Here is a 24,757-nt window from a genome sequence, read left to right as displayed (position 1 = left end):
TTGATTGTAGATGCAGTTAGCCTTTAAAAGTCTTTTTTTATAAATTCAATAAACCTGTTACTCCTGAATTAATAATTATTTGGGATAGAATCTAGATTTTCTTGTTGGATTATAAGATGCCCACTTTTATAATTCATATATTCTATTACATCAAAGCCTTTGATATAACCCATTTCTACAATTTGCATTTGCTTTAGAGTATCAATAATAGTTTGGGGTCTATAAACCCTATGCACATAAAGTAAACTTTATCTTGCTGTCCAATAGGAACACTAAAGTAAAGTTTTCCTTGAGGCTTCAACACTCTTTGAAAAGATTGAAGGGCTTTTTCCCACGCATCAGGTTCAATAGAGTTTCCATATCTGCCTAAGCCAAAATGCTCTACACTACACAAGGCTGAAAGTGAGAGAATAGAATTATCCGTAATATCTTCAAGCAGTGTTGCATTAGCTTGAATATAAGTTACCCCCCCCCGCTATTTAAAAAATGTCTATTAAATTGATTATTCATTGGATGAATATCTAGCAAAACAATTTTTTGCTTTTGTGCTAACAAATGTCCGATAAATCCTGCCACAGAAGAACCTACATCATAATCCAAGGATGGGCTATTTTCTAAGATTTTGCGTGCTCCCTAAATATCTTGGATAAAATAACTAGAATCTAACACTCCATTAGGTGCATATTTATCTTTTTTGCAGATAAAATCATAAGCACGATTCATCATAAAACGTTTATCTTGGTTTAAGCGGATATAAGTCTCCCTATCCTTTTCTATTTCTTCAACACTCATACTAAAACTGATAGATTCTTTCTTTTTAAAGGAACACAACACCCAGTTTTTAAGCTTCTTTAGTAATCTTTCCATAATACAAATTATAGCAAAACATCTTTTAATCATTATTAACCGCTTACAACTTGTTTTTTGTAAAATACGCATTCAAAACAAAAGAATAAAATAATCCCCAATAAAACAACTATCAAAGAATTTTTTGAGGGAGAAAAGCAATATAATATCCCTCTTCATCAAAGAGTGTATTCTTGGAAAAGTTTTTTAAAATACATAAAGGAGTTTTTGGTTTCACCGCTCTCAAACCCAAACTTCAAGTAGTAGAATATGATAGCGATAAATAATATATTAAGCTTTATATGGATGTGGATAGAATAAATATCATTGTAACCTTAACAACAGCAAAGAACACTAGAAGTGTAACAAGTCTTGGTAACTCTAAAGACATAGGAAGATTTAGCGATGAGGGAACCATAACAAACTTTAGTAATGCTAGAAAGATAAATAGCTTAACCAATAGTAGTATTAGGAAACCTTACTAATGATAATGGTAGAAGCCCTAGCCACTCTTGCTAACACTAGAACTGCTAGAAGTATTAGCAATAAAAGGAAAGTTTTAAAAATCTTTCTTGTATTTAGCCTATCTTATCACAAATTTACAATCTTGTAGGTCGATTATAGATACTTGCTCATTATTTAGAATTCTATCGGCTATCAATGGCAGTATATCATTATAAAACATTCTTTTTATATCCCTCACTCCATAGACAAAATTATAGGAATTTATTAGTTCTTTCATGACTTTTTGTGAAATTATAATATCACCTAATCCCCTAGATTTTAGGGTTCGTAGTTCTAAATTTATGATTTGCTCTAGTTGCGTCTTATCTATACTTTGATAATATAAAATATGATCAATTCTATTTATGAATTCAGGCAGAAAGTTTTCCTCAACCTTCTTTTTTACAATCTTTTTTTCTTTTCTATAATTCAGATTCCCATGTTTTTTACGATAGCTAAAAACTTCCCTAGCACCAATATTACTAGTCATTATTATAATTGCATTTCTAAAGCTTATTTTTTTAACTCCTGAAGTTAAAGTAAGCTCACCACTATCAAGCACTTCAAGCAAGGAAAGCAAAACATTTTGATTTGCTTTTTCGATTTCATCAAAAAGCACTACAGAAGGTACGCTATAAGTGCCTGCTATATTTTGTGCAGAGAATAAAGTATTTCCTTCCTTGCTTCCTACATAGCCTGGGGGTGCCCCAATCAAAGAAGCAGTATAATGCTCTTGTGCTAGAGTATTCATATCTATACGACAAAAATTATCCTCATTTTTACTTAAAGCTTGAGCTAAAAGTTTAGCGGTAGAAGTTTTACCTACTCCTGTAGGACCTAGCAGTAGGGCTACTGCTAGAGGTCTTTGAGAATCATTGAGTTCTGCTTTTACTACTTTGAGTATTTTCTCTATACTTCTTAGAGCTTCATCTTGCCCTATGATATTAGCTTTTAGAAAAGTCATTACCTCTTGCAACTGATAGGAAAAGCGACTAACAAAACTCTTTTGTGGGAGTTCATTTACTAATTGTTCTTTGTTTGTCTCCTTTAAAGAAATGTCTTCTTGTTGCTTTTGTAACGATTCTAATCTATCTGTAATAAAAGGCATTATCTTTCCTTTTCTTTGCCCTCATGTGGAAGATTAGCTACGGGACAATCTGCTACACCTATGTGTTCTCTTGTAAATTGTTCGACATTTTCTTGAGCTTTTTTTGCATCAAGCACCCATTGTTTATAAAATTCAAAGGGACAATCAGCAATGCCCTTATCCCCATCCCCACTTTCAAACACCCCGCTATATCCTCTATGAAGTAGTTTAAAAAGATGGTTTTGGCTTTGGTCATATTTTCTTGCATTTCTAATCTCGTGTATGGATAATTGAGCGTATTGGATACCATTTTCTTCTGTGCCGCATTCCCCAAGTGTCCTACCATCAAAACCAACGATATTAGAATGCCCAAAATAGGTATAAACTCCATCAAAGCCAGCCGCATTTGCGACAGCCACATAGCAATTATTCACCCAAGCCATAGTTTTAACAAGGTCTATTTGCTGCTGCTTACTAGGATACATATACCCTTGACAACGAATTATAAGTTCAGCCCCTTTCATGGCACAATCACGCCAAATCTCTGGATAATTCCCATCATCACAGATTATAAGTGAGATTTTCATACCCTTAGGTCCATCAACAACATAGGTTCTATCTCCGGGATACCAGCCCTCTATCGGACACCAAGGCATAATTTTGCGGTATTTTTGCACAATTTGTCCTTCATCATTAATAAGGATTAGGGTATTATAGGGAGGCTTTTTAGGATGTTCTTCGTGTCTTTCTCCTGTTAATGAAAAGACCCCCCAAATTTTTAGCTTTTTACACATTGATGAGAAAATCTCTGTTTCTTCGCCTGGAATGCTTGCAGCTGTATCATACATTTCTTGTTTATCATACATAATCCCCATAGTAGAATATTCAGGAAAAACGATTAGATCAAGACCGGGTAACCCCTGCTTAATACCTTGCATCATTTCAACAATGTTATGGCAATTCTGTAATACTTCTTGCTTTGTATGCAATCTTGGCATTTTATAATTCACTACTGCTATCCCTAGTGTATCAGGGTTACTTGATATATCTCCATGTCTCATAATAATTCCTTATTGAAAGTTGTTTTTAGTCTATCACACCACATTATAAAGTATAATAATTTTTAGTTATTTTTTTCTTTAGTTTTTACATAAGGTAACATATCTTTTATGGGGCAGTAATAGGCAAAAACATACGAAATCATCAGCATAAAGTAAACACTCGTTTAGGTGCTTATCTAAAGAGATTAAGCAGTAAGTCAAGCATTAGATAATATCTATGAGGAAAACAATACAAACACCATAGCCTACTTACTAATGCGCTATGAAAATTATCTAAGAGGGCAAGATAGCAAAACAAAATGCTATTCTTTTACACTAGACCATATTAAAAACACTCAAATAGAGCATATTGTCCCGCAAACTGAAAGTGGAGAAAAGTTAGCAAGTGGTATTGTAAATACGATAAAAATTTTTATGATGATTGCTATTTACATTGCATAGGCAATCTTGTATTAATTGGTGCCTCACATAATGCAGCCATTGGCAATAAGCCCTTTAAAGACAAGCTTGCAAGCTATGAAAATGCCCCCATAATACAGCAAAGGCAAATTAAAGAATTTGCAATAGGCGAAAAATTGCGAGAAAGACTCCATAAATGAAAGACACAATAAAGTTAGAAAGTTTTATACTTGAAACTTAGAGCTTTGAATAAATTATCTGAAATTTATCTATACCCATACATAAGGGAGGATTCCTCCCCATTCTACAAATCACATCACTTTTAAAACAAATAGAATCTTTGCTAAATTTTATACCTTGCTCCATTACCTAGAGGGTATTTAGCTAATAAGGTGATAAATCCTCCCAACTTAAGCAAGCTTCAAAACCCTTAAATCTCCTTGTAAGTATCCACTAGCATTTCTTAAAATCAAGTAAGCATACCCCTTAGTCTCTATTTTGATTTTTATTCCTATACAAAAATACCCATATTATTGATAAATGCCAATAAAACCTATAATTTTAAGATAAATCTATGCTATACTCAAGAATAATTCCTAATTAATAGAGTTATAGATTAAATCAAAAACTTTTGATTATTTCCATATCAAGGAGAACTTATGCATAAAACTCATTTAGATACCTCATTTATAGGGCATCCCAAACCCTTATTTGGTCTTACTTTTACAGAGTTATGGGAGAGATTCTCTTTTTATGGTATCCGCTCCTTGCTTGTATTATTTATGATAGCCACCCTTAATGAGGGTGGTTTAGAGCTTGATAGGCAAAGTGCTAGTGCTATTGTTGGAATCTTCGCTGGAACTTTATATCTCGCCACATTACCGGGGGGTTATTTAGCCGATAATTGGCTAGGGCAAAAAAACGCTACATTAATTGGTGCATTGCTTATCGCATTAGGACACTTGAGTATAGCTTTATCGGTGTTTTCGCCATTTATGTTTTTTCTAGGACTAATTTTTATCGTTTTAGGCACAGGTTTATTTAAAACCTGTTCTTCTGTAATGGTTGGTTTGCTCTATAAACAAAAGGACAAAAGAAAAGATTCTGGCTTTACCATCTTTTATATGGGGATTAATATAGGTGCATTTATAGCACCTCTTATTTGTGGGCTTGTAGCTAAAGAATATGGTTGGCATTTAGGTTTTGGTGTTGGTGGGATTGGTATGTTAATATCCTTAATGATTTTTTATTTTAAAACTATTCCAGATTTTAAAGAATTTGAAGCAAAAGTAGGCATTGACTCCACTTGGGCTAAACACGCTCAATCCAAGAATATAGCCTTATATACTTTTATTGCCTTAGCTTTATTGTCGGTATTTATCCTATTATGTGGAATTGGCATAATAGAACTTAATGCAGTGAATATCTCAAAGAATATGATAGTCATCATTAGTGGAGCCGCTTTACTTTATTTTGGGTATTTATTCTTTTTTGCTGGACTTACCCCTAATGAGAGAAAAAACCTCATAGTCTTTCTTGTTTTATTTATCACCGCAACCTTTTTTTGGTCTACTTTTGAACAACAACCCACCTCTTTTAATCTATTCGCACAAGATTATACAGATAGAATAATTTTTGGCTGGGAGATTCCTACTGCTTGGTTTCAATCCATTAATTCTTTATTCATCATTACATTAGCACCTATTATGAGTGCAATATGGATAGGATTATCTAAGAAAAATAGGGAAGTTAGCAGTATCGCAAAATTTAATTTAGGGATTATTTTTGCCGCTATATCTTTTGCTATTATGATGCTTGCTTCTTATTTCGTCTTAAACAATGGAAGTATGCAAGTCTCTCCTTTATGGCTTATTGCAAGTTATTTTTTTTTAACTATTGGTGAGCTTGCCTTAAGTCCTATTAGTTTATCCCTAATGACTAGTATCGCACCAAAAATGATTAGGGGGCAAGTTATGGGACTTTGGTTTATTTCATTATCACTTGGGAATGTAGTAGCAGGGCTTGTTGGTGGTGAGGTTGAAGCGGATAAATTAGAATCCCTGCCAAATCTTTTTGGGAATGCTGTTTATGTGTTATTAATCATGGCCATTATCCTTTTTTTCTTAAAAAATCCCCTCAAGAGAATGTTAAACACAGAATTAGAAAAATAATTTAGCTATTTAGGGTACCTTTTAAAAATAAAGGGTTTAAAAAGTAAATCTCTAACCTGAATGATATTTTAAATACCTTTGACCTTTTAATCTAAACCTTACCTCATTCATTCTCTCATTATTATTCAATCTTTTTTTTAAAGTAGTCTATAAGCGTAAGCTAAAAGATGATTATCCATATAAAAAACAACAATTAAATAATAAGGAGCTAAAATGGCTAAAATCAAAGCAGGACAACAAGAAAGTCAAGAAAATATGATTGAAACAAATAATCAACCCATAAGACCTACACAAAATAATAATCCACCATCAAGACGAAGTATTATTGAAGTAAATCAAAAACGCAAAATGGCAATCATTGAAAAGAATATTAATGCAGAAGTCTTTATCCTTAAGTCTTTAAATGCTATAAAAATCTTTAAAGAATTAAGGGCAACAGATGCACTAGATTCTACATTAAGGAATCTTTGGGGTGATAAAATTAGTGCAAAAGATATGGAAAAATGGATTAAACTTGTTGATGAAATTTATACAAAAATTACAGAAGCAAATATGTATGGTAAAGAATTATTAGTCAATAATGGCAAAAGTCGTGGTATTACAAACTTCTTTTTAAGGCAAGAGATTAGAAAATCTATTGAGACAAAAGAAACTAAAACACAAGAGAGCAAGAAACAAGAAGCATAATAGTATAAGAGAGAATGAGGAATTACTAAGACAGCCCAAGCGGAGGGACACTCTTTTTTAGAGTGAAGATATAGTCCGTTGTCTATGGTAACATAGAGCAGCTCTTAAATCGTAAAAAGCAATTCATAAAGGCAAAAGCCTTGCATTTTACGATTTAAAGCGTGTATAGTGTTGCGAACTATACAGAACATAAAGATAAATTAAAAATTATCACTAACGCCTAGTTAGTTAATTTAATAATACCTGAAAACTTTAAAAGTTTTTCTGCCTAAAGGAGTTTTACACTTCATAGGAATTTCTTTTTTAGATTTTAAGTTTGTTAAGGTGCTTATGTTTTTAAAAGCATTTCTATCATAGAGGAATGAATGAAGATTTCCTAGTGTAGATTTTCTTTTTGAATATTAAGTCTGTAACTTTTAAGAAGCACTCTAAGGTGGTCTTTATAAGCAAATTCCACCTTTAGTGTTTGTTTGTAAAGACAACTTTAGTTTGTCTAAATTTTGCGTTAGCAGCGCAAACAACAAACAAAGAAAAGTGTATTTACGCATATTGATCCTCCGCATTTCTTACTTCAAATTTGCATTCAAAAATGCTTCTATTTTGTCAAATGGAATCTTTTTGTCACACAAGTCTGTGTGATTGGCGTCTTTGATAAGCAATAATTCTTTATTTTTGCTCTTAAGCTTTTTGTGGGCATCTTGACTAAAGTATTTGCTATGTGCCTTATCTCTGTGAATGATTAAAACTGCATTCTCTATTTCATCGCTGTATGTAAGAATGGGCATATTAAGAAAGCTTAGAGAGGAAGCGAGATTCCAATTTCCGTTGGAGTTAATTGAGCGTGCGTGGAATCCATGAGGCGTTTTGTAATAATCAAAATAATCTTTTATAAATTGTGGTTCATCGCCTGTGAGCTTTTGGGGTAACCAATCGGATTTAGCGAAAGTGCCATTTTTAAATCTTTTGTGCGTTGATTATTAAGACTCTCTTTAAGCTTGTAACGCACCTTTGCGTCCATAGAATGAAAATAGCCATTTGCATTCACGCGGCTCATATCATACATTGTAGAAGTTACCACTGCCTTAGTGCGTGTATCCATTGCTGTGGCATTGAGCGCAAATCCGCCAAATCCGCAAATGCCTAAAATACCGATCTTATTAGAATCCACATTTGTATAATTGCTTAAAAAATCCACTGCCGCACTAAAATCTTCTGTGTTTATATCGGGTGAGACGACATTATGCGGGTTACCCCCAACTCTCTCCTGTATAAGAAGAGTCAAAGGCTAAAGTGATAAATCCCTTTTGCACCAAAGTTTGCGTGTAGAATCCACTTGCTTGTTCTTTGACTGCACAAAAAGGACCGCTGATTGCGATTGAGGGGAGCTTTTGGTTTTGCCTAGATTCTTAGGTAGATACAAATCCCCCGTCAATGTGATTCCGTAACGATTGGTGAATTTTACCTTTTGGACTTTGACTTCATTGCTTTTTGCAAATACCTTATCCTATTTCTCTTGAGCCATTGCTCCATCTCCTAGAAAAAATATCAGCATTATAAAAATGCGTGTGAAAGTTTGTGTAAATGCTGTATGTGTCATTTTTTCTCCTTTAAGATTGAAATACATTTGGCATTATAAAACCTGATAACTAGTATTTGTCAAGAGGGATTGTTAGAATTTATTATTTAAATTTTTCTTAATCGCATTTTGCTTCTATCTGTCCTTTAGAATCTGCCCTCTAAGCATTAAAAATATAATACTTAAAATCACCAAGCACACTGCCGCTAAAACTACAAAACGTGAGCCATTAAGCGAGATAAACAACCCGCACAGCGAAGTGCCAAGTGTGATTCCGATATTTGCAGTACTGATGAAAAGCCCATTTGCAAGTTCCTTTGCCTCTGGGATAGGTGAGGTTACAACAAATTGCGCCATATTGTTGCCAACTCCCGCAAAGATTCCAAGAATGATGAGAATCACACTCGCGCCCCAAGCATTGCCCCCGCCAAAAAAGAGCGCGACATATAATGCAATGAGGCTTAAAGGCACGATTCTTAAAGTCGCATTGGGCGCACTCACAAGGCTTTTGCCCGCGATGAAATTGCCGATGATATTGCTTAGCCCATAGATAAGCAAAAGTGCGCTGATGAGGTTAAAAGAAACCTGTGTGAAATTGAGCAAAAACTCACTCATATAGCTATAAAAGCCAAACATTGCGCCATTAAGAAGCATTACAACAATGACAGAAACCCACACTATGGGCTTTGCCAACACCTTAAATTGCTCTTTTTGCGCGGCTTTTTGCTCTTGCTTTTGACTTGGAATAAATGCAAGTGTGGCAAGGAGGCTTAGGGCATTAAGCGCACCAAAAAAGATAAAAGACATTTCAAGGCTTGTATTGCTTGCGATAAAGCTAGTAAGCGGCACCCCAAGCGTCATACCCGCAGAGACAGCGATAAAAACCTTTGCGATTGCCTTTGGGGACTCGTTGTGTGGGACAGAATCCGCTGCCATACTAAAGGCAAAGGCGCAAAAGATAGGGTGAAAAAACGCTGGAATTGCGCGCAAGATTAAGCAACACAATAAAATTTGTGCAAAAGGCTGCCAAAAACGAACTAACGCTAAAGACAAGCAAACAAGTAAGAAGGACTTTCTTTGCGTCATACTTCGTCAAAAGCGGGGGTAAAATCGGTGCGACAAGCACAACAATGAGTGCAAAAATACTCACAACCCACCCCGCGTCTGCGACACTCACATTATAGACTTCCGCCACGATAGGCAGTACGCCCATCATTCCAAGCTCCATACTCAAAAGCACAAATACACCAAGCATTAGCGTAGGAAGTAAAAGAGGATTTGTTTTTGTCATCTGGAATCCTTTGATTTTGAGATAAAAAATTGGCATTATAAAGCCTGATACCTAGTATTTGTCAAAGGGGGTTGATAAAAAGAGCCTTGTAATTTCAAAGACTAGAATGTGAATCGTTAAATTTAATAAAGCATAAGCGCAATATGGATAGAATACTGCTAAATAAAGATATAGTGGGGTGCGTATGAACTATCAAAAAGCATTTTATTCTAAACTAGAGGATTGCTACTTAGATGTGAAAATCAACAATTTTCATAAGCAAACATTCCCAAGATAATAATTTATTAAGCAAAGATTGAAATGTTTTACCCAATAATTACAAAAACTAGAGATACTTGGTTTAGCGCAAAAGATTGCCCCATTAAGGAACTTATTTCTTATATGCAAAAGAAAAACGCTTTGCGTGATGCACAAATTGAAGCTATTAAAACCTATTTATACCTTAAAATTGAGTGCCAAAACAAGCCTTTATGGCAGCTTTTCTATGAAAGAAAGATTTCCACACTAGAGATTGAGGGCTTACAAGACAAAGTTAGCCACGCACTTTTTGAACATTTATCGCAAAACAAAGCAGCTTTAAATTTCTATGGTATAGCCCTTGCACTTGGCAAAAAGCCTTTGTTGAATTTTATAAACAAAAACTTCAAAAGCTTAGATTATGAAAGTATTTTTAAGAGCTTTTTTTACAATGTTTCCTATACAGATTATCTCTTTTCTTTGCCTATGGGTGCGGGTAAAACTTATCTTATGGCAGCCTTTATGTATTTAGATTTGTATTTTGCGCTTAATGAGCCAGATAATAAAGCTTTTGTGCACAATTTCTTAATCCTAGCTCCTTCAGGGCTTAAAAGCTCTATTATTCCAAGCCTTAGGAATATTAAGGATTTTGATGTGAGTTGGATTTTGCCCGAACCGAGTGCAAGTAAGCTTAAAAAACTTATTAAATTTGAGATTTTAAATCAAAGCAAAACAAATAAGAAAAGTAATAAAATCCAAAATCCCAATGTTGCTAAAGTTGCTTCTCATCAGCCGTATGAAACTATGTTTGGCGTGATTTTGCTTACCAATGCTGAAAAAGTCATTTTAGAAAAGCTTGATGATAAAGAGGTTTTACACAAAGATTTAAGCAAGGAGCAAAAGCAAGAATGGAGCAGTGCAAATGAGCTAAGAGATACTATCACAAAGATTCCACATTTAGGCATTTTTATTGATGAAGTGCATCACGCAGCAAATGAAGAAATCAAGCTAAGACGTGTTGTGAGTGAGTGGAACGATAAAGGTTCTGTGAATATGGTCGCTGGATTTTCAGGCACTCCTTATCTAAAAAGCACAGAAAAAATATCTATAAGTGAAGAGGTGAAAATTGAGCATAAAGAAATTTCAAATATCGTATATTATTATCCACTCATTAAAGGTATAGGAAATTTTCTTAAAACTCCTGTGCTTAAAACTGCTTATACTTCTAATCGTCTTGAAATCGTAGAACAAGCCTTGAGAGAGTTTTTAACAGATTCTAAAACTTATGAAAATGCTTTAAATAGTAAAATTGCAATTTATTGCGGGAGTATAGAAAATTTAGAGGAGCAGATTTATCCTAAAGTGTGCGAAATTCTAGCAGAATCTAAACTAGATTCCACTCATATTTTGAAATTTCATAAGGGAAACAAGTCCTACCCCGAGCCCAAAAATGCTTTAGCAGAGTTTGAAAATCTTGATTCACCTTTATCCAAAATCAAAGTCATTTTGCTTGTCCAAATTGGCAAAGAGGGCTGGGATTGTAAATCTTTAAGCGGGGTTGTTTTATCCCAAGAGGGCGATTGTCCTAAAAATATGGTCTTGCAAACTGCTTGTAGGTGTTTAAGGCAAGTGCAAAAACATAAAGATGAAAAAGCCCTGATTTATCTTAATGAATTTAACGTCAAAAAACTTGAAGAACAATTAAAACAAGAGCAAAAAATGAGCTTAGAGGAGTTCCAAAAAGGTGAGAGAGAAAAGCTAATAGAAGTGCAAAGATTTGATAGGACAAAAAGGCTTCATTTAAGTCCTATTGATTTTTATCAGCTCAAACTTGTTTTTGAAAACTTTATTACAAAAAGTGCAAATCCAGTTAAAAGTTTAAAATCCATCAAGCCTACAAAGGATAGCTTTATCATCAAAGAGCAAGATTTAGAAAATCAAGTGCTAAATACAGAGGTAAAAAAAAGACAAATTAAAGAAGAAGCGCATTTTAAGCTTTGGCTTTATGCAATAATAAAAGAGAGTTTTCACACGCTTACAATGCACGATTTAACGCCTTTTGAAAAGCCACTTAAAAAGCTTTTTGATACAATTACCTTAAAAGAAAACGATAAGCTTTATTTTAATCTAGATTTTGATAGAAAGGCTTTAGAATCTAGCATTAGAAAAGCCTTTTGCGATAAAAGAAAGTTTCACATACAAAAAGAGCTAATTCCTCAAAGTGCGAGTTTGCTTATCGCTTCAAATTTAAAATCACCCATTTTTGTAGAGGATAGTAAGTCCTTTATCCCACAGCAAAATATAGTGCAACAAATCATAGATGAGGATAGTGGCAAAATAGGCACAACTTTAAGTGAAGAAGACAAAGCAAATCTTATTAAGATTCTAGGTGAAGCTGGAGCGCAAAAAGCTATTAATGAAAAAGAAATTACCATATTAAAATCACAAGGGTTTGATAAGGACAAAACCTACCACTATTTACCTTATCAAACTGATAGTGCGTATGAAAGAGAAGTTTTTGATGAGATTTTAAAATTACAGAAATTTAAAGAGCTTGATTTAGAGCTTTATTATAATGGTGATAATGCCCTAAGTGAATTCAAAATAGAATCTTCTTATAAAAATACCAATTTAGGTAACTACACGCCTGATTTTTTGATTTTGCAAAGAAAACAAGAGCAAATTCATAGAATCTTAATTGTAGAGACAAAAGGACAGACTTTTGCAGAGAATTTCAAGCCTAAAAAGGCATTTATGGACGAATTTATTAAGTTGAATAATAAAGAATTTGGCTATAAGAAATTTAGCTTTTTATATTTGCAAGATGCTGACGACAAAGGCAATGTGCTAGATAAAGGCAATAGGCTTATTGGTAAAATCAATGAAGCGTTAAGTTTTTTTGAAACAAAGGAGTAAAAATGCCATTAAAATATATCCCCTATTTTAAAGACCCCATTAAAGGACAAGCCCTTTTAGATAACTTCACCCGCACTTTAAAATATAGTGGCAATGACAAGGTGGGCTATAAAATTAAACGTGGAATGCCCCTTTATGAAACAAAGCTTATAGAATCCGTGCGAGGAAATAGCACGAGTGAGGCTTGTCATACTAAGCAAAGCGAAGTATCTTGCAATGATAAAAAGCCTCAAAATCTCCTTTTGCGTGGTGAATGCTTAAGTGCTTGTGCTTACTTAAAAGAGCAAGGCATAGAAGTAGATTTAGTCTATATAGACCCGCCTTTTGCAAGTGGAGCAGACTATGCCAAAAAGGTATATCTAAGGAGAAATCCTAAAATCGCCGAGATGCTAGAGGGTGAAAGCGAAATTGAAATGAGTGAGGACTTTAAGGGCTTTGAAGAAAAGATGTATGGGGATATTTGGAATAAAGAGGATTATTTAAATTGGATGTATGAGAACTTAAACGCGATAAAATCTGTAATGAGCGAGAATGCAAGTATTTATGTGCATTTAGATTGGCATATCGGGCATTATGTGAAGATTCTAATGGATGAGATTTTTGGGGAGGAGAATTTTGTAAATGAGATAATATGGTGCTATACAGGACCAGCTAATCAAAAAAATAATTTTCCAAAAAAACACGATACCTTATTTTGGTATGCAAAATCTGAAAATAAAATTGCAAATATGGAAGATATTAAAATTCCATATAAAAAACTTTCTACAGGGACAAACCAAAAAGGGACAATATTTAAAGATAATTTCCATCTTAATAGAGAAGGTAAAATTGTAGAGGATTGGTGGATTGATATTTCACCAATAGATAGAATGTTACAAGAACAGCAGGATTATACCACTCAAAAACCAGAAAAGCTTTTAGAGCGAATCATCAAGGCAAGCTCTAATGAAAATATGATAGTCGCAGATTTCTTTGGAGGAAGCGGGGTAACTGCCGCAGTAGCTAAAAAGCTAAAGCGCCATTTTATTCATTGTGATGTAGGGATAAATTCCATTCAAATAACAAGAGATAGACTTAAAGAACTCAACGCAGAATTTGATATTTTAGAAATAAAAGATGGCATAAGTTTATTTAGAAATCCAGCTCAAACGATGGATAAGCTTAAAACTCTCATTGTGGGCTTAAGTGAGAATGAAAATTTAGATAAGGACTTTTGGTTTGGAAGCATTATGGATTCTAAACTTGGAATGGTGCCTGTCTCTGTGCCAAATCTGCTAGATAGTGGTAGCAAAATGCTTGATATTGTGGCGATGAATGAACTGATTAATAAAGGGCTAAATGCTCTTGATGAAGAGCTTGATGTAAAAAAAGTCATTGTGTATTATATAGATATTGAGGATTTAGAGGAAATGCAAAAATTTATCAAAGAGCAAAATACGCATACACTCATAGAGGTAGAACTAAGACCTCTAAGCGAGTTGCTTGATGAAGTGATAGATGAGGATTATATAGAATATGAATTAAAGCAAAATAACAATATTTATGAGCTTACAATTGCAAAATTTTTAAGTGATAGAGTGCTAAGTAAAATCAAAGCCTATAATGAGAAAAAAGCGGCACAGAGCATTAAGAATGGCAAAACTTTTACGCCTATTAGCATAAGTGAAAATGGCTTAGAATGTATAGAATATATAAGTATTGATTGTGAAAATGCCGATAAAAATGCGACTTGGGAAAGTAGCAGTGAGATAAAAATCACCAAAAATTCCTTTGTGATTAAAAATGGCGTGAAAACAAAAGAGTTTTGGAATGGCAAAATCACTTCTAGCAAAAAGCCTCTAAGACTTAAGGTGCGTAATATCTGCGGCGATGAGAGCGTAGTGGAAGTGAAATAATGCAAAGGCTAAGCGGGTAAGAGATGATAGTTTAGGGTAGAAAATGGAAGAAAAAGAAATTGTAGAAAATATCAAAAAAGAAATTGAGAGAATAAGAGAAGATTCTATATATTCAGCCAAAGGGCATTTTGAGAGTGCTAAATATTGGAGATATGGGAACTATATTCTAATGGTAGCCTCTATCATTTCTGTTTGTGCAAGTTTAGTTTTTGTATATGATGATTCGGATAAATTTTGGAGTGGTTTTGTTGCTATTGTGTCAGGATTTATTACAATGTTGCTTGTTTTTTTGAATCCTCAAAAGAAATACTCATCTCATCAAAATAGCGGAAATAAATATCTTGCTCTTAGAAACAAGGCAAGAATATTTTTAGAAATAGAATCTAAGAATATGGATATAGAGCAACAAGTAGAATCTTTGAAAAAGTTAGATTCTAAAAGAAATAAAATAAATAAGTATTCTTTGCCTATTGCTTCAATGGGATATAAAGGTGCAAAGAGGCAGATTGAAATAGATAAAAATATACAATACCAAGTAGATAAGGAGCAGAATGAGTGTAAATAGCTATTTGAATAATTTGGCAGAAAAGGCGATTGTAAGGGATAATGAGAAGAATAAAATTCAAGTTTCTATTGATACGATATTCCAAAGATTGCAGCAATTTGACGAAAATGATGAGTTTTCAATTACTCCAAGAAACCAAATTGAAAAATATTTTATTTTTGGTTCTTATAAAAGAAAAACAATTATATCAAGGCAATTTGATGAAAATTCCGATATTGATATAATAGTTATTTTTGGAAAAAAATTTGAAGGTTTTTTATCATTTGAACCTAGAAATAATTATCCCAAGAATCCACAGACCTACTTGCAAAAATTAAGGGATTTTATAGAGTTAAGATACCCAAACTCTCTTTGTAAGCAAAGTTTTCCAGCCGTAGTTTTAGAACTCAATCATATTAAGTTTGACTTAGTTCCTGCTATTATTGATGATTTTGGAGATTACAAAATTCCAAATAAACAAAATTGGTATCAAACGAAAGTTTTGGATTGGATTACAACCAATCCAAATGATTTAGATGATGCATTAGTAAATAATCAAACGCTAAGGCGATTAGTAAGGGTAGCTAAAATATGGAATGCAAAGCAAGGATATATTTATGAATCCTATGAGTTAGAAAAGTGGATTGTAGGGCAATATTTTTATGGAGATTTGGAAAACCATTTTTATAGATTTTGTGAATTGTTGCCTATTAATTATAATTTATCTCAAGAAAAGAAAAATCAAATTCAAAGATTAAAAGACTTAGTAAGAAAAGTCCAATATAGTAGTGATGATGAAAATTGTATCAAATGCTTATTTGAATGAGCTTAGAATCCTTATCTCCCACAAGCATTAATAAAGGCTGATTTATAAGCTCTATTTTGTCGAGCACATCAAAGCACATTAAATTAAGCAACGAGCTTGTCGTATAGGCAAAAGTAGAGTTTGGGTGTGTGTATCGCCATAATACATTGCTCCCTCTCTATACAAATCTGTGGGGATTTTTGCTAGCTCCTCCTCACTTAGCTTTTTAGGCGCACTGCCTGTGTAGCTTATTTTGCCCTCTACAATCTCTTGTGTCCTTGCCTCACTTGCGCTTTTTAATCTCTCTTGAATGTTAGATTTTTCACTGCCTAAAAAGCCCTCTCTGTGCACACATTGCCATAAAACAAGAGAAAACAAAGGTAACAACTAAAGAAGTGCTAAACAGAATGGAAGCCTCTTTTGACTTCCCTTTGCCCAAAGAAAGGCTAATGAGCACAGAGGAGCCAATGGCAATCATATCTGTAAGCGCAAAGCTAATGATGACAAAGGGCATAATAAGCCCCATAACTGCTAAATCTTCGCTGCCTAAAAACTTGCCTACAAAGATACCATCAATAATGTAACATAAAGAAAGAAACACGCCACTTATGCAATGAGGCAATGCACAACGCACGAGCAAATACAAAGGGTGTTTTGTAAAAATATTGGACATAGGATTCCTTTTTGAGATTTCTAAAATTTAAATAAGAAAAATCAAAAAGCTAATGGGGACTTTGAGAAGCAAAAAGATAGGAAGAAAATTTACAAAGATACAAAGAAAAGAATAATGCAAAAAATAAAGACAAAAATAGCATAACTCAACCTTCATAACTAATGTAAAATTCAAGGGAGCCATTCTAACAAAATAATCTTAATCTCACTTAAAGAATCTTTTTAGGGCAAATAATGCAAAATCGCACTTGCATTCTTTATAAAAAGCTATAAATTCCAAGCTATTTAAACTTATGGCTTGCCTTAAGCCCAATGGTTGAAGCGATGATGAGTGTGGTAAAGATGAATTTTAGCATTAATTTTAAGCCCTTTTAATTACAATGCCCTTGATAAATTCAAAGGGTTTTTGCCCACCCTTTTTATCAAATGAAGAATCTGCAACACATCGTAATGATGATTCTTGCTTAAGATACCAAAAATCTTAAAACACTCAAGCACAAATGTCTTATGTCTAGCATCTAATGACAAAATCCCACATTCTTTAGTATTTGTAACTTTGACTCAAGTGGAACCATCATAAAATCTATCACTTCTTCCAAACAATATGCCCATTAATATTATGTTTCTCATAAACCTCTAGCACATCTTCTAAGAAATCTATTAATTCTTTCTCATTGGCATTTTTGGCAGTTTCCAACATCCTTAAAAACATCTTTTTGCCTGTCTCGGTTTGTTTTAGATTTTTCTTTAAGAAGTTATGCTTACTACAAAGCGTTTGTCCATTCTCTAATGTGGCTTTACCGCCCAAATCTTTTGGCTTAATATGGTCAATATGTAATTCCGCGCCCTCTTTTTTGCCTATTCCGCAGATAACGCATTGATAATTATCTCGCTCTAAAATTTGCTTTTTAAGTGCAGGGGCAAAATCCTCCAAATCCTCTCGTAAAGCAACAAAATCAGAGTCATAACGATAGACTCCTTTTGCAATTTTTTGCAAATAGCCCCTTTGGTGCAAACTCCTAATCCCTCTATCTGGGTCTCTAAAAACTTTACCCGTGCGTTTTTGCCACTCTTTTACAACCCAATCTACAACTTCTGGGTGAGGAATATCCCTTTTTGGATTTGCTTTAAAAAATTCCATTATTAAATCAAGTTGGCTACCCTGTTTTCCGCTCATTCAAACAAACTCCTATCTTTTCTATCTGCATCTTTTTTAATCATCTCTAAAAGCGATTTTCTGCTACAAGCGCGCGTCATTTGTTTTCCTGCTAATTCTCTAACAATAATCATCAAAGACTTCACCACCTTTCCATTCTAGCCCTTGAGCAAGAGTAAAATATTTATATCCGGCATTTTCGTCAAAGTATGTCTCTAAAGCTGTATGAATAAAACAATCATTTTCATATGTAACTTTTGCTAAAGAATATCTTTTTATATTTGGTGGTTCAAATCTACAAAGCACAAGCAGAGCATTTTCATTTATTCTAAAATCTTGTATGTGCAAATCTTTAGCATTTTGCCCATTTTGTGGTAGTTTTTTCTGTGTTGCATTGTCTTGTAAAAGCACATATTTTATAATCACAGATGTGCCATATTGATTACTTGAAAATACTTTGTCCTGTTGCATATTTTTCGCATAGGCTTCAAGCGGATTCTGCTCTTTGGTTTTTGGACAAAGCGGAAACTCACTCGGTGTTCTCCAATTTCTTTGCTTCGCATTTGCTGGAAAAATGGCTTGCGTATCATAAAAAGTATCTTGTATAGATTTGGTAAATTTTGTATCTGTGGAATAAAGCGGCTTATAAATCCACTCGCCTATACCATTATTTTGATAAAAAGATTCCTTTTTTATTTGTTCTCTTTGCAAAAATAAATACTCTAAATTTTTAAGACAATTTTGTGCCTCTTCTACGCTAACCTGTCGCATCCATTGGAAATTTTGAGATTCATTTGCCGAAACTTTCTCTCTTAGAATCTTAGGATTTTTTAAAAATGCCTCAATACTCCCACAATGATAAATAATCTTTTGACGCGTGAGCGGATTAAGCAAAGCGTTTTCTAGTCGTGTAAGATAGCGAAGATTTTCTGGGCGATTATTTTGGCGATTGGTATCAATATGGTCTATAATATGTTCTTTTGTTGGTGGTTTTCCCAGAAAAGCCATAGCCACAATTCTATGCACTCTCGCCGAGCCAAGATAGAGGTAGCCATTTTTATGATTTAATGTGCCAAAGCTCCAACAATTATCATTTTTATATCTCTTACTTTTTGCGTGGCGAAACACTGCACCATTATCCCTCACAGAATAAGTATGCTCTTTATAAACACATTCTTTTGTTTGTGTAAAATTATCAATAGGATTCATCTTATGTCTTAACATCTGTTTTGAGACTGATTAAATATCTAAAGTGTGCTTGGAAATTCATTCAAATAATCCTTCCTCTTTTTTAATTGTTTCCAAAAAACGATTTTTTGAGAGTTCGCAATAAGTGGAATCTAATTCAATGCCTACAAACTGACGTTGATTAAGATAAGATTCTATCATCGTTGTGCCACTCCCACTAAAAGGGTCGCATACAACATCGCCCACAAAGGAAAAGAGCTTGATACAGCGGCGTGGTAACTCTCTAGGGAAGGGTGCAGGGTGTCCAATGCGCTTTTTAGATTCTCCATTGAAAGTCCATAGCCCATTAGTCCAATCCATAAATTCCTGCCTTTGTATATCACTTTGTCCTTTGTATCGTTTTTTCCACTCGCCCTTATATAGCACAAGGATTAGCTCCACAGGGGCAATCACATAAGGAGCAGAAGCAGAGAGCCAACTCCCCCACGCAGTGCGCCTTGAGATATTACCCTCATTCCATATTATTGTGCTATGATATTTCCAGCCCACTTTTTTAGCGATTTGTGTTAAATCAGCCCCTACGCTTTGTTGCCCACCTTTATTTTTATCAAGTGGGATATTAAGACAGAATCTTGCTCCATTTTTTGCCCAAAAATAGCAGTTTTTTAACCAAATCTTACAAAATTCTAAATATTCTTTATAGTCATTAGAATCTGCATTGGAGTTGTATTCTATCCCTACATTGTAGGGCGGTGAAGTAATGATTAAATCAAGAGTTTCTTTTTGTAAGAGTTTTTTATTTAAGATAGAATCTTGAAATAATGCAATGTCTTTATAATGAAATATAGTATTATCTACATTATTGAGCATATTGTGGGTACTTATGGTCATTTATGCTCCTTAATGCAATATGCTTTTACAATTTTTACAAGAAAAAGATTTAATTTGCGTTTGTGGCATTCTCACTTCTTAGTTGTTTTCTTTTTCATCTATGCAAGATAGAATAGATTGAAGTCTGTTTTCAAAACCACCCTCATCATATTTATTATATCTTCTCATTTTTTTCAAATCATCATCATTGTAATTTAAGATTTGCGAATCCTTATCATATTGTCCTTGCAATTTTCGTAGCAACTCTTGATAACCGCCATTCCCATTTACAGATTTAGATAGATTATCTATTGCTTCTTGATTAAGTTTAACACTACACACAATAACACTCCTTTCGTTGAATTTCATTCATTATTCTAACATTATTAATTTTAATTTGGATAAATTCCCTTTTCTAGCCTTTCAATCCTCATATAATGCGCCCCTAGCAAATCTTTAAAATACTGCATTATATCCTCGCTTAGATTCTTACTCTCACTTGCTTTGATAAATGCAGATTCTAAGGCTTGAAATTTCTTAAAATCTATCAAAATATCACAATTTCCTAGATAATAAGGAATGTGCTTGATGATTTGCTTAAATACATCAACATAACAATACAGACTATATTTATCTTGTGTAATATAAATGGTATTGCTATTTTCTTTTGTCATAAAGGTTTTTGAACGTTTTAAGGCATTAATATCGCGCAGAGTATAAAACATTGCCACTTTGTGCTTTGAATCCACACGCTTTTTATTTGGATATTTATCAATATATTGTGCGATAAAATCAAAATCATTGAGCCTAAAAGATTTGTCCTCACGAGTTTTAAAAGAAAAATTACAAATAAAATCAAAATCCATTCCTTGATTGTCTCTTTCATACAAGGCAATAACAATAGGAAAAAATCCCAAAGATTTAGGGCAAAAGATTTGTGAGCTAATAATTGTAGAATCTAATAAATGATAGTGTTTGATAAAGTTTTTTAGGGATTTAAAGTTTGATTCCTTAATCAAATAAGAAAGCGGGTGAAGCACACAGATATAATCAGCTTTTAATATATCAAATGAGCGTAAAAAGCTAATGCCTATATCTCGTGCTTTAAGATGAGAATCCACAGGGTTAGAATCTGTGCTTTTAAGGTGATTTTGCACGATAGAGGTTTTATCATTATAAGGTGGATTACCTACGATGATGAGTTTAGAAGATTCTAAAATATTAAACTTTTCTCTTGAGACATTTTGCAAGGAGTTTGTATGGAGGAATAAAGGTGCAATGGCATAATCTTTAAAAATTTTTTGAGCCTTTTGCAAGGCTTGTTTATCAATATCTGCACCAATAATTTGAGTAAATTGTCTATTTAGGAAACTTTGTGGAATCTCTAAAAAACTCCCATAACCACAAGAGCTATCAAGCAAAACATAATCTTTTATATCAATTTTAGCATTTAAAAGCATTTGATACACAAGGCGCGTGATAGAATCCGGCGTGTAAAAACTCCCTTGATTAATTGTTTGGATTCTGTCTAAATATGCTTGGGCTGTCATTTATTCTGTTCTCGCTTTACTCTCAATGGTTGAATATCGGCTCTTCCTCATCATCAAAATTTGGGTCATAAAAAAACCGCTGCACGTCATAATATTGTAAAAATTGTTTCAATTTGCTCAAATCATTTGCTTTGATAATCTCCCATAGCTCATTTTGCAAATCATCTTTATCTTTATGGCTAAGACTTTTTATCTCTTCTAATGGCATCATCTCTTAATCTCCGAGTCAAAAGTAACCTCACATTATAGCAAAAAAAGAGTCTATAAATGTTATTGTAGAGTGGATTCCCTAATTTTATACAAAGTGCAATCCTAGCCTTAAAACACAAGCTATTAAATATATTTTGGTAAAATTTTCTTAAGTTTAAGGAGAAGCACAATGAAGAGGTTAATGATATTATGTTTTGTTAGCTTTGGCTTTATAGATGCTGCACAGAGGCTTGATATACAATGTGAAGTAGGATATAGAGAGAAAATATGTGGTGATGATTATTCTTGCCAAGCTTCAAAGTGTTGGATAAACGACACAGATATTCTCACTGCGTTTAGAAATGATTTAAGGTTTTGGATAGAAAGCGCACAAAGAAGAGAAAGGGCTAATGAGGCACAAACGCAACTTTATCAAAAAGCTTTGTTGCAAGATTTACCAAATATCCAAACTACAAAAAGAGTAGAAATAAAAAACAAGTATGGTCAAACTTGTTTTATGGATATAAAGCGTCCAAATCAAAATACTTTGGAAATAAGGTATAATGACTGCTCTGATGAATCAGATTTTAAGAATACATATCAACAAAATGGACAAAAGTAGAAATTATAGAAGACGGGGATAACGGAGCTTAGGAGCAAAATTGTTTCATCATTACCTTTGATTATATGTGGAGTTTTAATGATTTATACGCAGTAATTCCACTCACCGCTTGGCACAATCGCACTTGCAAGTGATGAAAGCGCACTACTTGGCTTATGGTTTGAGGGGCAAAAGTATTTTACATTGCCAAAAGATTGTGTGCGGGAGCAAACGCCGATTTTAGCCCAAATGCAACAATGGCTAGAGATTTACTTCAGCGGAGAGATTCCACATTTCACTCCGCCTCTAGCTCCACTTCACACGCAAAGCACACCCTTTAGAGAATCTGTATGGACAATCTTACGCACAATCCCCTATGGACGCACGATAACTTACAAGGAGATTGCGCAAACTCTCGCTTGCCAAAGAGGCATAGCCAAAATGTCCGCTCAAGCTTGCTAGACTTGCCATTGCGCCAAGTCTAGTAGAGGTTTTTAAAAACTCTCTGCGCTTAAAGGACTTCGTGGATTCTAAAGACAAAATGTAATTATAAATCATTACACTTAGTGTTTGTCAAGAGAGATTAAGCAAGTTTTATTTTGCCTTTTTAATCGCTTTCCTATATTTATTTTATGCAAAGGCACGAGAATGTGGCTTTAAAGCTAGAGATTATGCAAGGGCTTCAAGACATAAATGCGCATAGCGTGATATTGCTTCGCACCTGTGTGAATGGCTGAAATGGTTTCTCAACTCTCGCGCTCTTCTTGTCAATATCCTCTATGACTACCAGCTTATGCGCCTTGTGGGGCAGGAGGGCGTGGCTGCTTTTGGTGTTGTGATGTATCTTAATATCATCTTTTGTGTGCTCTTTTGCGAGTATAGTATTGCAAGTTCTCAAACCATTAGCTTTCAATATGGCTCACAAAACAAAATGAGCTTTCAAGTTTGTTGGAAAAAAGCCTCTCTATTATGGCGGTGTGTGGCGTGGGGATTTTTCTCTTTCTTCAAGCGTTTGCAAAGCCTTTAAGCCGGATTTTTGTAAGCTATGATGAAGTTTTGCTAAACCTTACCATAGAGGCTTGTAGAATCTATGGAATTGCCTATATTTTTGGGGCTTAACATTTGGGCGAGTGCGTTTTTCACTGCACTTAATAATGGCGTGATTTCAGCCTTCATCGCCTTTTTATGCACCTTTGTTTTTCAAGTGCTTTATATGCTTGTTTTGCCTCTAATTTTGGGCGTTTATGGAATCTTTGGTGCGGTGATTGTGGCGGAGATTCTAAGTTTTTTGGCCGTGCTTTATTTTTTAGCAGCACAACGCACAAGATATGGGTATGCGTAGTGAAACCTAATGTTGGGGTATGAGAGCTTATATCTGCATACCTTTGTAAGATTCTACCTTTTAGGTGGATTGTCTGGGTTATCAGGGTCATAGATTTTATGTGTTTTACTTGGAACAATCACATTTATTTCTCTAGGTTCTACATCTTTACCATTATTACTTAGCCTTAAAAGCAGTTTTTTAAACTCATAGGCACTACTTGGCTCATAGAAATTTCCCTCTGTGGCAAGTGTGATTTCTTTTAAGGCATCAAGATTTTTATTCAAAGCAAGGGTATGGATTGTAACCCAATTTTCCTTAGAGCCGCCGCTATTTTTCACGATATTGCGGTTAAGATTCTTTGTGAGATAGAGCATTTTTTCTACATTTCTCATGTCATTTGGGTCTCCATCAGTGATAAGAAAAATTTCTTTCTTCAACCCATTGTCTTTTGTAAAATGGCTCATTGCTTGAATAAGGGCATAATTTACTAGTTTTGTTTGAGAATTGACAACTTTTAATTTTTTGGTATCTTCTACAAACTCACTAGAGATAAACACATCATCATAATCTTTCACATCATAATTGCTAAAACTCACAAGTGTAATTTTAGAGTAGCTATCTTTGTCATATTCTAGGATATGTTTAGCTATAAAAGGTGCGATTTCTTTAAACGCAAAGACATATTCTTTCATAGAATTTGCGACATTTATCACAATGGCAATTTCTTTACCTCCTTTTTGCCGAAGTTTGAGGTTGTAAGGCTCTTTTTCTTTATCATAATTTTTTAACACAAGCTGTTGTTTATCACAAATGCTTTTAACTTCTAAATTTGTGCCGCTAAGTGTGTAGATAAATGTTTTATCTGCACTTGTATAAGTGCTATTTCCACTTGCAATACCCCCTGATAGAATCCTTCCTGCAAATCGGAGATAGCGGATTTTAGCTGGGATTTTTTGGATATTTATTTTATCCTTATCATATACCCAAAGCACGCTTGGGTCAAAATGTGAAATCATCGCCATTTCATCACATTTCGCCCCATAAATAAGGCGAGAGAGCATGGTATCAATGAGCTTTTCATCAACTTCTGGAATTTCTGTGGTACTTGTACCAAATAAATGAGAAATAAAAATAAAACAAAACAGAGATTTAGTTAAGAGTGATTTTATAAAATGTTGCATTTGGAAT

General features: G+C 34.0%; 31 protein-coding genes and 2 pseudogenes. 14 read left to right on the top strand and 19 right to left on the bottom strand.

Translation table 11 applies throughout. The features are described 5' to 3' along the window. Positions 1–193: 193 nt before the first annotated feature. From LS72_RS11295 to LS72_RS11285, 3 genes are all read right to left on the bottom strand, one after another. A complete protein-coding gene (locus tag LS72_RS11295; protein ID WP_238700666.1) occupies positions 194–394 on the bottom strand; it encodes a DUF268 domain-containing protein in 201 nt (66 codons plus the stop codon). Between the two features lie 68 nt (positions 395–462). Further along, the gene (locus LS72_RS11290; protein WP_238700665.1) at positions 463–600 is read right to left on the bottom strand and encodes a hypothetical protein; all 138 of its coding nucleotides are present in this window, start codon (positions 598–600) and stop codon (positions 463–465) included. 33 nt (positions 601–633) lie between these two features. Further along, positions 634–867 carry a hypothetical protein gene (locus LS72_RS11285; protein WP_238700664.1) on the bottom strand — a complete coding sequence of 78 codons (234 nt, stop codon included), beginning with the start codon at positions 865–867 and terminating at the stop codon, positions 634–636. 287 nt (positions 868–1,154) lie between these two features. Here LS72_RS11285 and LS72_RS10700 point away from each other — a divergent pair, with 287 nt between their 5' ends. After that, complete coding sequence (locus LS72_RS10700; RefSeq protein WP_194145523.1) at positions 1,155–1,331, top strand: hypothetical protein; 177 nt, start codon at positions 1,155–1,157, stop codon at positions 1,329–1,331. Between the two features lie 98 nt (positions 1,332–1,429). Here LS72_RS10700 and LS72_RS01560 read toward each other — a convergent pair whose 3' ends face one another. Both LS72_RS01560 and LS72_RS01555 read right to left on the bottom strand, forming a co-directional pair. Continuing rightward, positions 1,430–2,458 (bottom strand): AAA family ATPase, encoded by a 1,029-nt coding sequence (locus tag LS72_RS01560; RefSeq protein ID WP_052087252.1) that lies wholly within the window; start codon positions 2,456–2,458, stop codon positions 1,430–1,432. Beyond that, entirely contained in the window at positions 2,458–3,498 is a 1,041-nt protein-coding gene (locus tag LS72_RS01555) for an aliphatic amidase (protein WP_034553403.1), read from the bottom strand. The genes LS72_RS01560 and LS72_RS01555 overlap by 1 nt, the downstream gene beginning before the upstream one ends. Before the next feature lie 213 nt (positions 3,499–3,711). Between LS72_RS01555 and LS72_RS01550 the strand changes: the two genes are divergently transcribed. From LS72_RS01550 to LS72_RS01535, 4 genes are all read left to right on the top strand, one after another. Next, entirely contained in the window at positions 3,712–3,939 is a 228-nt protein-coding gene (locus LS72_RS01550; protein ID WP_138154919.1) for a DUF1524 domain-containing protein, read from the top strand. Beyond that, positions 3,936–4,097, top strand: coding sequence for a GmrSD restriction endonuclease domain-containing protein (locus LS72_RS11665; RefSeq protein WP_084590136.1), 162 nt, complete (start codon positions 3,936–3,938; stop codon positions 4,095–4,097). The genes LS72_RS01550 and LS72_RS11665 overlap by 4 nt, the downstream gene beginning before the upstream one ends. A 459-nt stretch (positions 4,098–4,556) precedes the next feature. Further along, positions 4,557–6,068: a peptide MFS transporter gene (locus LS72_RS01540; protein WP_034553401.1), complete on the top strand. Its 1,512-nt coding sequence runs from the start codon at positions 4,557–4,559 to the stop codon at positions 6,066–6,068. Positions 6,069–6,281: 213 nt separating this feature from the next. Then, a complete protein-coding gene (locus tag LS72_RS01535; RefSeq protein WP_238700663.1) occupies positions 6,282–6,755 on the top strand; it encodes a hypothetical protein in 474 nt (157 codons plus the stop codon). A 566-nt stretch (positions 6,756–7,321) separates the two neighbouring features. Here LS72_RS01535 and LS72_RS11660 read toward each other — a convergent pair. The 4 genes from LS72_RS11660 to LS72_RS11270 form a co-directional block, all read right to left on the bottom strand. Further along, positions 7,322–7,540 (bottom strand): alpha/beta hydrolase, encoded by a 219-nt coding sequence (locus LS72_RS11660; RefSeq protein ID WP_238700662.1) that lies wholly within the window; start codon positions 7,538–7,540, stop codon positions 7,322–7,324. 101 nt (positions 7,541–7,641) lie between these two features. Continuing rightward, a complete protein-coding gene (locus LS72_RS11655) occupies positions 7,642–8,037 on the bottom strand; it encodes an alpha/beta hydrolase (RefSeq protein WP_238700661.1) in 396 nt (131 codons plus the stop codon). A gap of 429 nt (positions 8,038–8,466) precedes the next feature. Then, the gene (locus LS72_RS01525) at positions 8,467–9,384 is read right to left on the bottom strand and encodes an MFS transporter (RefSeq protein WP_331250508.1); all 918 of its coding nucleotides are present in this window, start codon (positions 9,382–9,384) and stop codon (positions 8,467–8,469) included. Further along, positions 9,269–9,622: an MFS transporter gene (locus tag LS72_RS11270; RefSeq protein WP_238700659.1), complete on the bottom strand. Its 354-nt coding sequence runs from the start codon at positions 9,620–9,622 to the stop codon at positions 9,269–9,271. The genes LS72_RS01525 and LS72_RS11270 overlap by 116 nt, the downstream gene beginning before the upstream one ends. A gap of 300 nt (positions 9,623–9,922) precedes the next feature. On the opposite strand from LS72_RS11270, the gene LS72_RS01520 reads away from it, so the two are divergent. Genes LS72_RS01520 through LS72_RS01505 form a run of 4 tightly spaced genes read left to right on the top strand, consistent with a single transcriptional unit; the run spans position 9,923 to position 16,040 of the window. Then, the gene (locus tag LS72_RS01520; RefSeq protein ID WP_034552879.1) at positions 9,923–12,775 is read left to right on the top strand and encodes a DEAD/DEAH box helicase; all 2,853 of its coding nucleotides are present in this window, start codon (positions 9,923–9,925) and stop codon (positions 12,773–12,775) included. A gap of 2 nt (positions 12,776–12,777) precedes the next feature. Continuing rightward, positions 12,778–14,670: a DNA-methyltransferase gene (locus tag LS72_RS01515; RefSeq protein ID WP_034552875.1), complete on the top strand. Its 1,893-nt coding sequence runs from the start codon at positions 12,778–12,780 to the stop codon at positions 14,668–14,670. 43 nt (positions 14,671–14,713) lie between these two features. Next, entirely contained in the window at positions 14,714–15,235 is a 522-nt protein-coding gene (locus LS72_RS01510) for an SLATT domain-containing protein (RefSeq protein ID WP_034552872.1), read from the top strand. Further along, positions 15,222–16,040: an SMODS domain-containing nucleotidyltransferase gene (locus LS72_RS01505; RefSeq protein ID WP_034552869.1), complete on the top strand. Its 819-nt coding sequence runs from the start codon at positions 15,222–15,224 to the stop codon at positions 16,038–16,040. The genes LS72_RS01510 and LS72_RS01505 overlap by 14 nt, the downstream gene beginning before the upstream one ends. A gap of 78 nt (positions 16,041–16,118) precedes the next feature. On the opposite strand, the gene LS72_RS01500 is transcribed toward LS72_RS01505, so the two are convergent. From LS72_RS01500 to LS72_RS01460, 9 genes and pseudogenes are all read right to left on the bottom strand, one after another. Next, complete coding sequence (locus LS72_RS01500) at positions 16,119–16,370, bottom strand: hypothetical protein (RefSeq protein WP_034552866.1); 252 nt, start codon at positions 16,368–16,370, stop codon at positions 16,119–16,121. After that, entirely contained in the window at positions 16,342–16,692 is a 351-nt protein-coding gene (locus tag LS72_RS01495; RefSeq protein WP_034552863.1) for an MATE family efflux transporter, read from the bottom strand. The genes LS72_RS01500 and LS72_RS01495 overlap by 29 nt, the downstream gene beginning before the upstream one ends. A 374-nt stretch (positions 16,693–17,066) precedes the next feature. Beyond that, a pseudogene (locus LS72_RS01490) lies at positions 17,067–17,237 on the bottom strand (R.Pab1 family restriction endonuclease); the annotation flags it as partial. Positions 17,238–17,277: 40 nt separating this feature from the next. Beyond that, positions 17,278–17,868, bottom strand: coding sequence for an HNH endonuclease (locus tag LS72_RS01485; protein ID WP_034552860.1), 591 nt, complete (start codon positions 17,866–17,868; stop codon positions 17,278–17,280). Positions 17,869–17,967: 99 nt separating this feature from the next. Then, positions 17,968–19,071, bottom strand: a complete 1,104-nt coding sequence (locus LS72_RS01480; RefSeq protein ID WP_034552857.1) for an HNH endonuclease signature motif containing protein — start codon at positions 19,069–19,071, stop codon at positions 17,968–17,970. 42 nt (positions 19,072–19,113) lie between these two features. Continuing rightward, positions 19,114–19,926, bottom strand: a complete 813-nt coding sequence (locus LS72_RS01475) for a DNA-methyltransferase (RefSeq protein WP_081947907.1) — start codon at positions 19,924–19,926, stop codon at positions 19,114–19,116. A 78-nt stretch (positions 19,927–20,004) separates the two neighbouring features. After that, positions 20,005–20,247, bottom strand: a complete 243-nt coding sequence (locus LS72_RS01470; protein WP_034552855.1) for a hypothetical protein — start codon at positions 20,245–20,247, stop codon at positions 20,005–20,007. A 50-nt stretch (positions 20,248–20,297) separates the two neighbouring features. Further along, positions 20,298–21,455 carry an N-6 DNA methylase gene (locus LS72_RS01465; protein ID WP_052087227.1) on the bottom strand — a complete coding sequence of 386 codons (1,158 nt, stop codon included), beginning with the start codon at positions 21,453–21,455 and terminating at the stop codon, positions 20,298–20,300. Between the two features lie 22 nt (positions 21,456–21,477). Then, on the bottom strand, positions 21,478–21,666 hold the full coding sequence (locus LS72_RS01460; RefSeq protein WP_138154917.1) for a hypothetical protein: 189 nt from the start codon (positions 21,664–21,666) through the stop codon (positions 21,478–21,480). Positions 21,667–21,834: 168 nt separating this feature from the next. Here LS72_RS01460 and LS72_RS01455 point away from each other — a divergent pair, with 168 nt between their 5' ends. The 5 genes and pseudogenes from LS72_RS01455 to LS72_RS01445 all read left to right on the top strand — a co-directional run bounded on the left by LS72_RS01455 (position 21,835) and on the right by LS72_RS01445 (position 23,587). Next, positions 21,835–22,266 carry a hypothetical protein gene (locus LS72_RS01455; RefSeq protein WP_034552853.1) on the top strand — a complete coding sequence of 144 codons (432 nt, stop codon included), beginning with the start codon at positions 21,835–21,837 and terminating at the stop codon, positions 22,264–22,266. Positions 22,267–22,377: 111 nt separating this feature from the next. Continuing rightward, positions 22,378–22,545, top strand: a pseudogene (locus LS72_RS11495) (methylated-DNA--[protein]-cysteine S-methyltransferase); the annotation flags it as partial. Further along, on the top strand, positions 22,531–22,707 hold the full coding sequence (locus tag LS72_RS11490) for an MGMT family protein (protein ID WP_269149268.1): 177 nt from the start codon (positions 22,531–22,533) through the stop codon (positions 22,705–22,707). The pseudogene LS72_RS11495 and the gene LS72_RS11490, both read left to right, overlap by 15 nt. A 486-nt stretch (positions 22,708–23,193) precedes the next feature. Continuing rightward, entirely contained in the window at positions 23,194–23,364 is a 171-nt protein-coding gene (locus LS72_RS10695; protein ID WP_194145522.1) for a hypothetical protein, read from the top strand. Beyond that, positions 23,336–23,587 carry a hypothetical protein gene (locus LS72_RS01445; protein ID WP_052087224.1) on the top strand — a complete coding sequence of 84 codons (252 nt, stop codon included), beginning with the start codon at positions 23,336–23,338 and terminating at the stop codon, positions 23,585–23,587. Before LS72_RS10695 ends, LS72_RS01445 begins: the two co-directional genes overlap by 29 nt. A gap of 53 nt (positions 23,588–23,640) precedes the next feature. Here LS72_RS01445 and LS72_RS01440 read toward each other — a convergent pair whose 3' ends face one another. After that, complete coding sequence (locus LS72_RS01440) at positions 23,641–24,750, bottom strand: vWA domain-containing protein (RefSeq protein WP_034552850.1); 1,110 nt, start codon at positions 24,748–24,750, stop codon at positions 23,641–23,643. Positions 24,751–24,757: the final 7 nt, after the last annotated feature.

This window comes from Helicobacter apodemus (genome assembly GCF_000765745.2).
GTDB lineage: Bacteria > Campylobacterota > Campylobacteria > Campylobacterales > Helicobacteraceae > Helicobacter_D > Helicobacter_D apodemus.
Note: the sequence above shows the minus strand (reverse complement) of the source record. Positions and strands in the feature narration are given on the sequence as shown.

Coding starts and splice junctions, on each gene's coding strand:
- LS72_RS11285 (WP_238700664.1), bottom strand. CDS start 867: ATGGAAAGATTACTAAAGAAGCTTAAAAACTGGGTGTTGTGTTCCTTT.
- LS72_RS01560 (WP_052087252.1), bottom strand. CDS start 2,458: ATGCCTTTTATTACAGATAGATTAGAATCGTTACAAAAGCAACAAGAA.
- LS72_RS01555 (WP_034553403.1), bottom strand. CDS start 3,498: ATGAGACATGGAGATATATCAAGTAACCCTGATACACTAGGGATAGCA.
- LS72_RS01540 (WP_034553401.1), top strand. CDS start 4,557: ATGCATAAAACTCATTTAGATACCTCATTTATAGGGCATCCCAAACCC.
- LS72_RS01535 (WP_238700663.1), top strand. CDS start 6,282: ATGGCTAAAATCAAAGCAGGACAACAAGAAAGTCAAGAAAATATGATT.
- LS72_RS11660 (WP_238700662.1), bottom strand. CDS start 7,540: ATGCCCATTCTTACATACAGCGATGAAATAGAGAATGCAGTTTTAATC.
- LS72_RS11270 (WP_238700659.1), bottom strand. CDS start 9,622: ATGACAAAAACAAATCCTCTTTTACTTCCTACGCTAATGCTTGGTGTA.
- LS72_RS01520 (WP_034552879.1), top strand. CDS start 9,923: ATGTTTTACCCAATAATTACAAAAACTAGAGATACTTGGTTTAGCGCA.
- LS72_RS01515 (WP_034552875.1), top strand. CDS start 12,778: ATGCCATTAAAATATATCCCCTATTTTAAAGACCCCATTAAAGGACAA.
- LS72_RS01510 (WP_034552872.1), top strand. CDS start 14,714: ATGGAAGAAAAAGAAATTGTAGAAAATATCAAAAAAGAAATTGAGAGA.
- LS72_RS01505 (WP_034552869.1), top strand. CDS start 15,222: ATGAGTGTAAATAGCTATTTGAATAATTTGGCAGAAAAGGCGATTGTA.
- LS72_RS01495 (WP_034552863.1), bottom strand. CDS start 16,692: ATGTCCAATATTTTTACAAAACACCCTTTGTATTTGCTCGTGCGTTGT.
- LS72_RS01485 (WP_034552860.1), bottom strand. CDS start 17,868: ATGAGCGGAAAACAGGGTAGCCAACTTGATTTAATAATGGAATTTTTT.
- LS72_RS01480 (WP_034552857.1), bottom strand. CDS start 19,071: ATGTTAAGACATAAGATGAATCCTATTGATAATTTTACACAAACAAAA.
- LS72_RS01475 (WP_081947907.1), bottom strand. CDS start 19,926: ATGACCATAAGTACCCACAATATGCTCAATAATGTAGATAATACTATA.
- LS72_RS01465 (WP_052087227.1), bottom strand. CDS start 21,455: ATGACAGCCCAAGCATATTTAGACAGAATCCAAACAATTAATCAAGGG.
- LS72_RS01460 (WP_138154917.1), bottom strand. CDS start 21,666: ATGATGCCATTAGAAGAGATAAAAAGTCTTAGCCATAAAGATAAAGAT.
- LS72_RS01455 (WP_034552853.1), top strand. CDS start 21,835: ATGAAGAGGTTAATGATATTATGTTTTGTTAGCTTTGGCTTTATAGAT.
- LS72_RS01445 (WP_052087224.1), top strand. CDS start 23,336: ATGGAATTGCCTATATTTTTGGGGCTTAACATTTGGGCGAGTGCGTTT.
- LS72_RS01440 (WP_034552850.1), bottom strand. CDS start 24,750: ATGCAACATTTTATAAAATCACTCTTAACTAAATCTCTGTTTTGTTTT.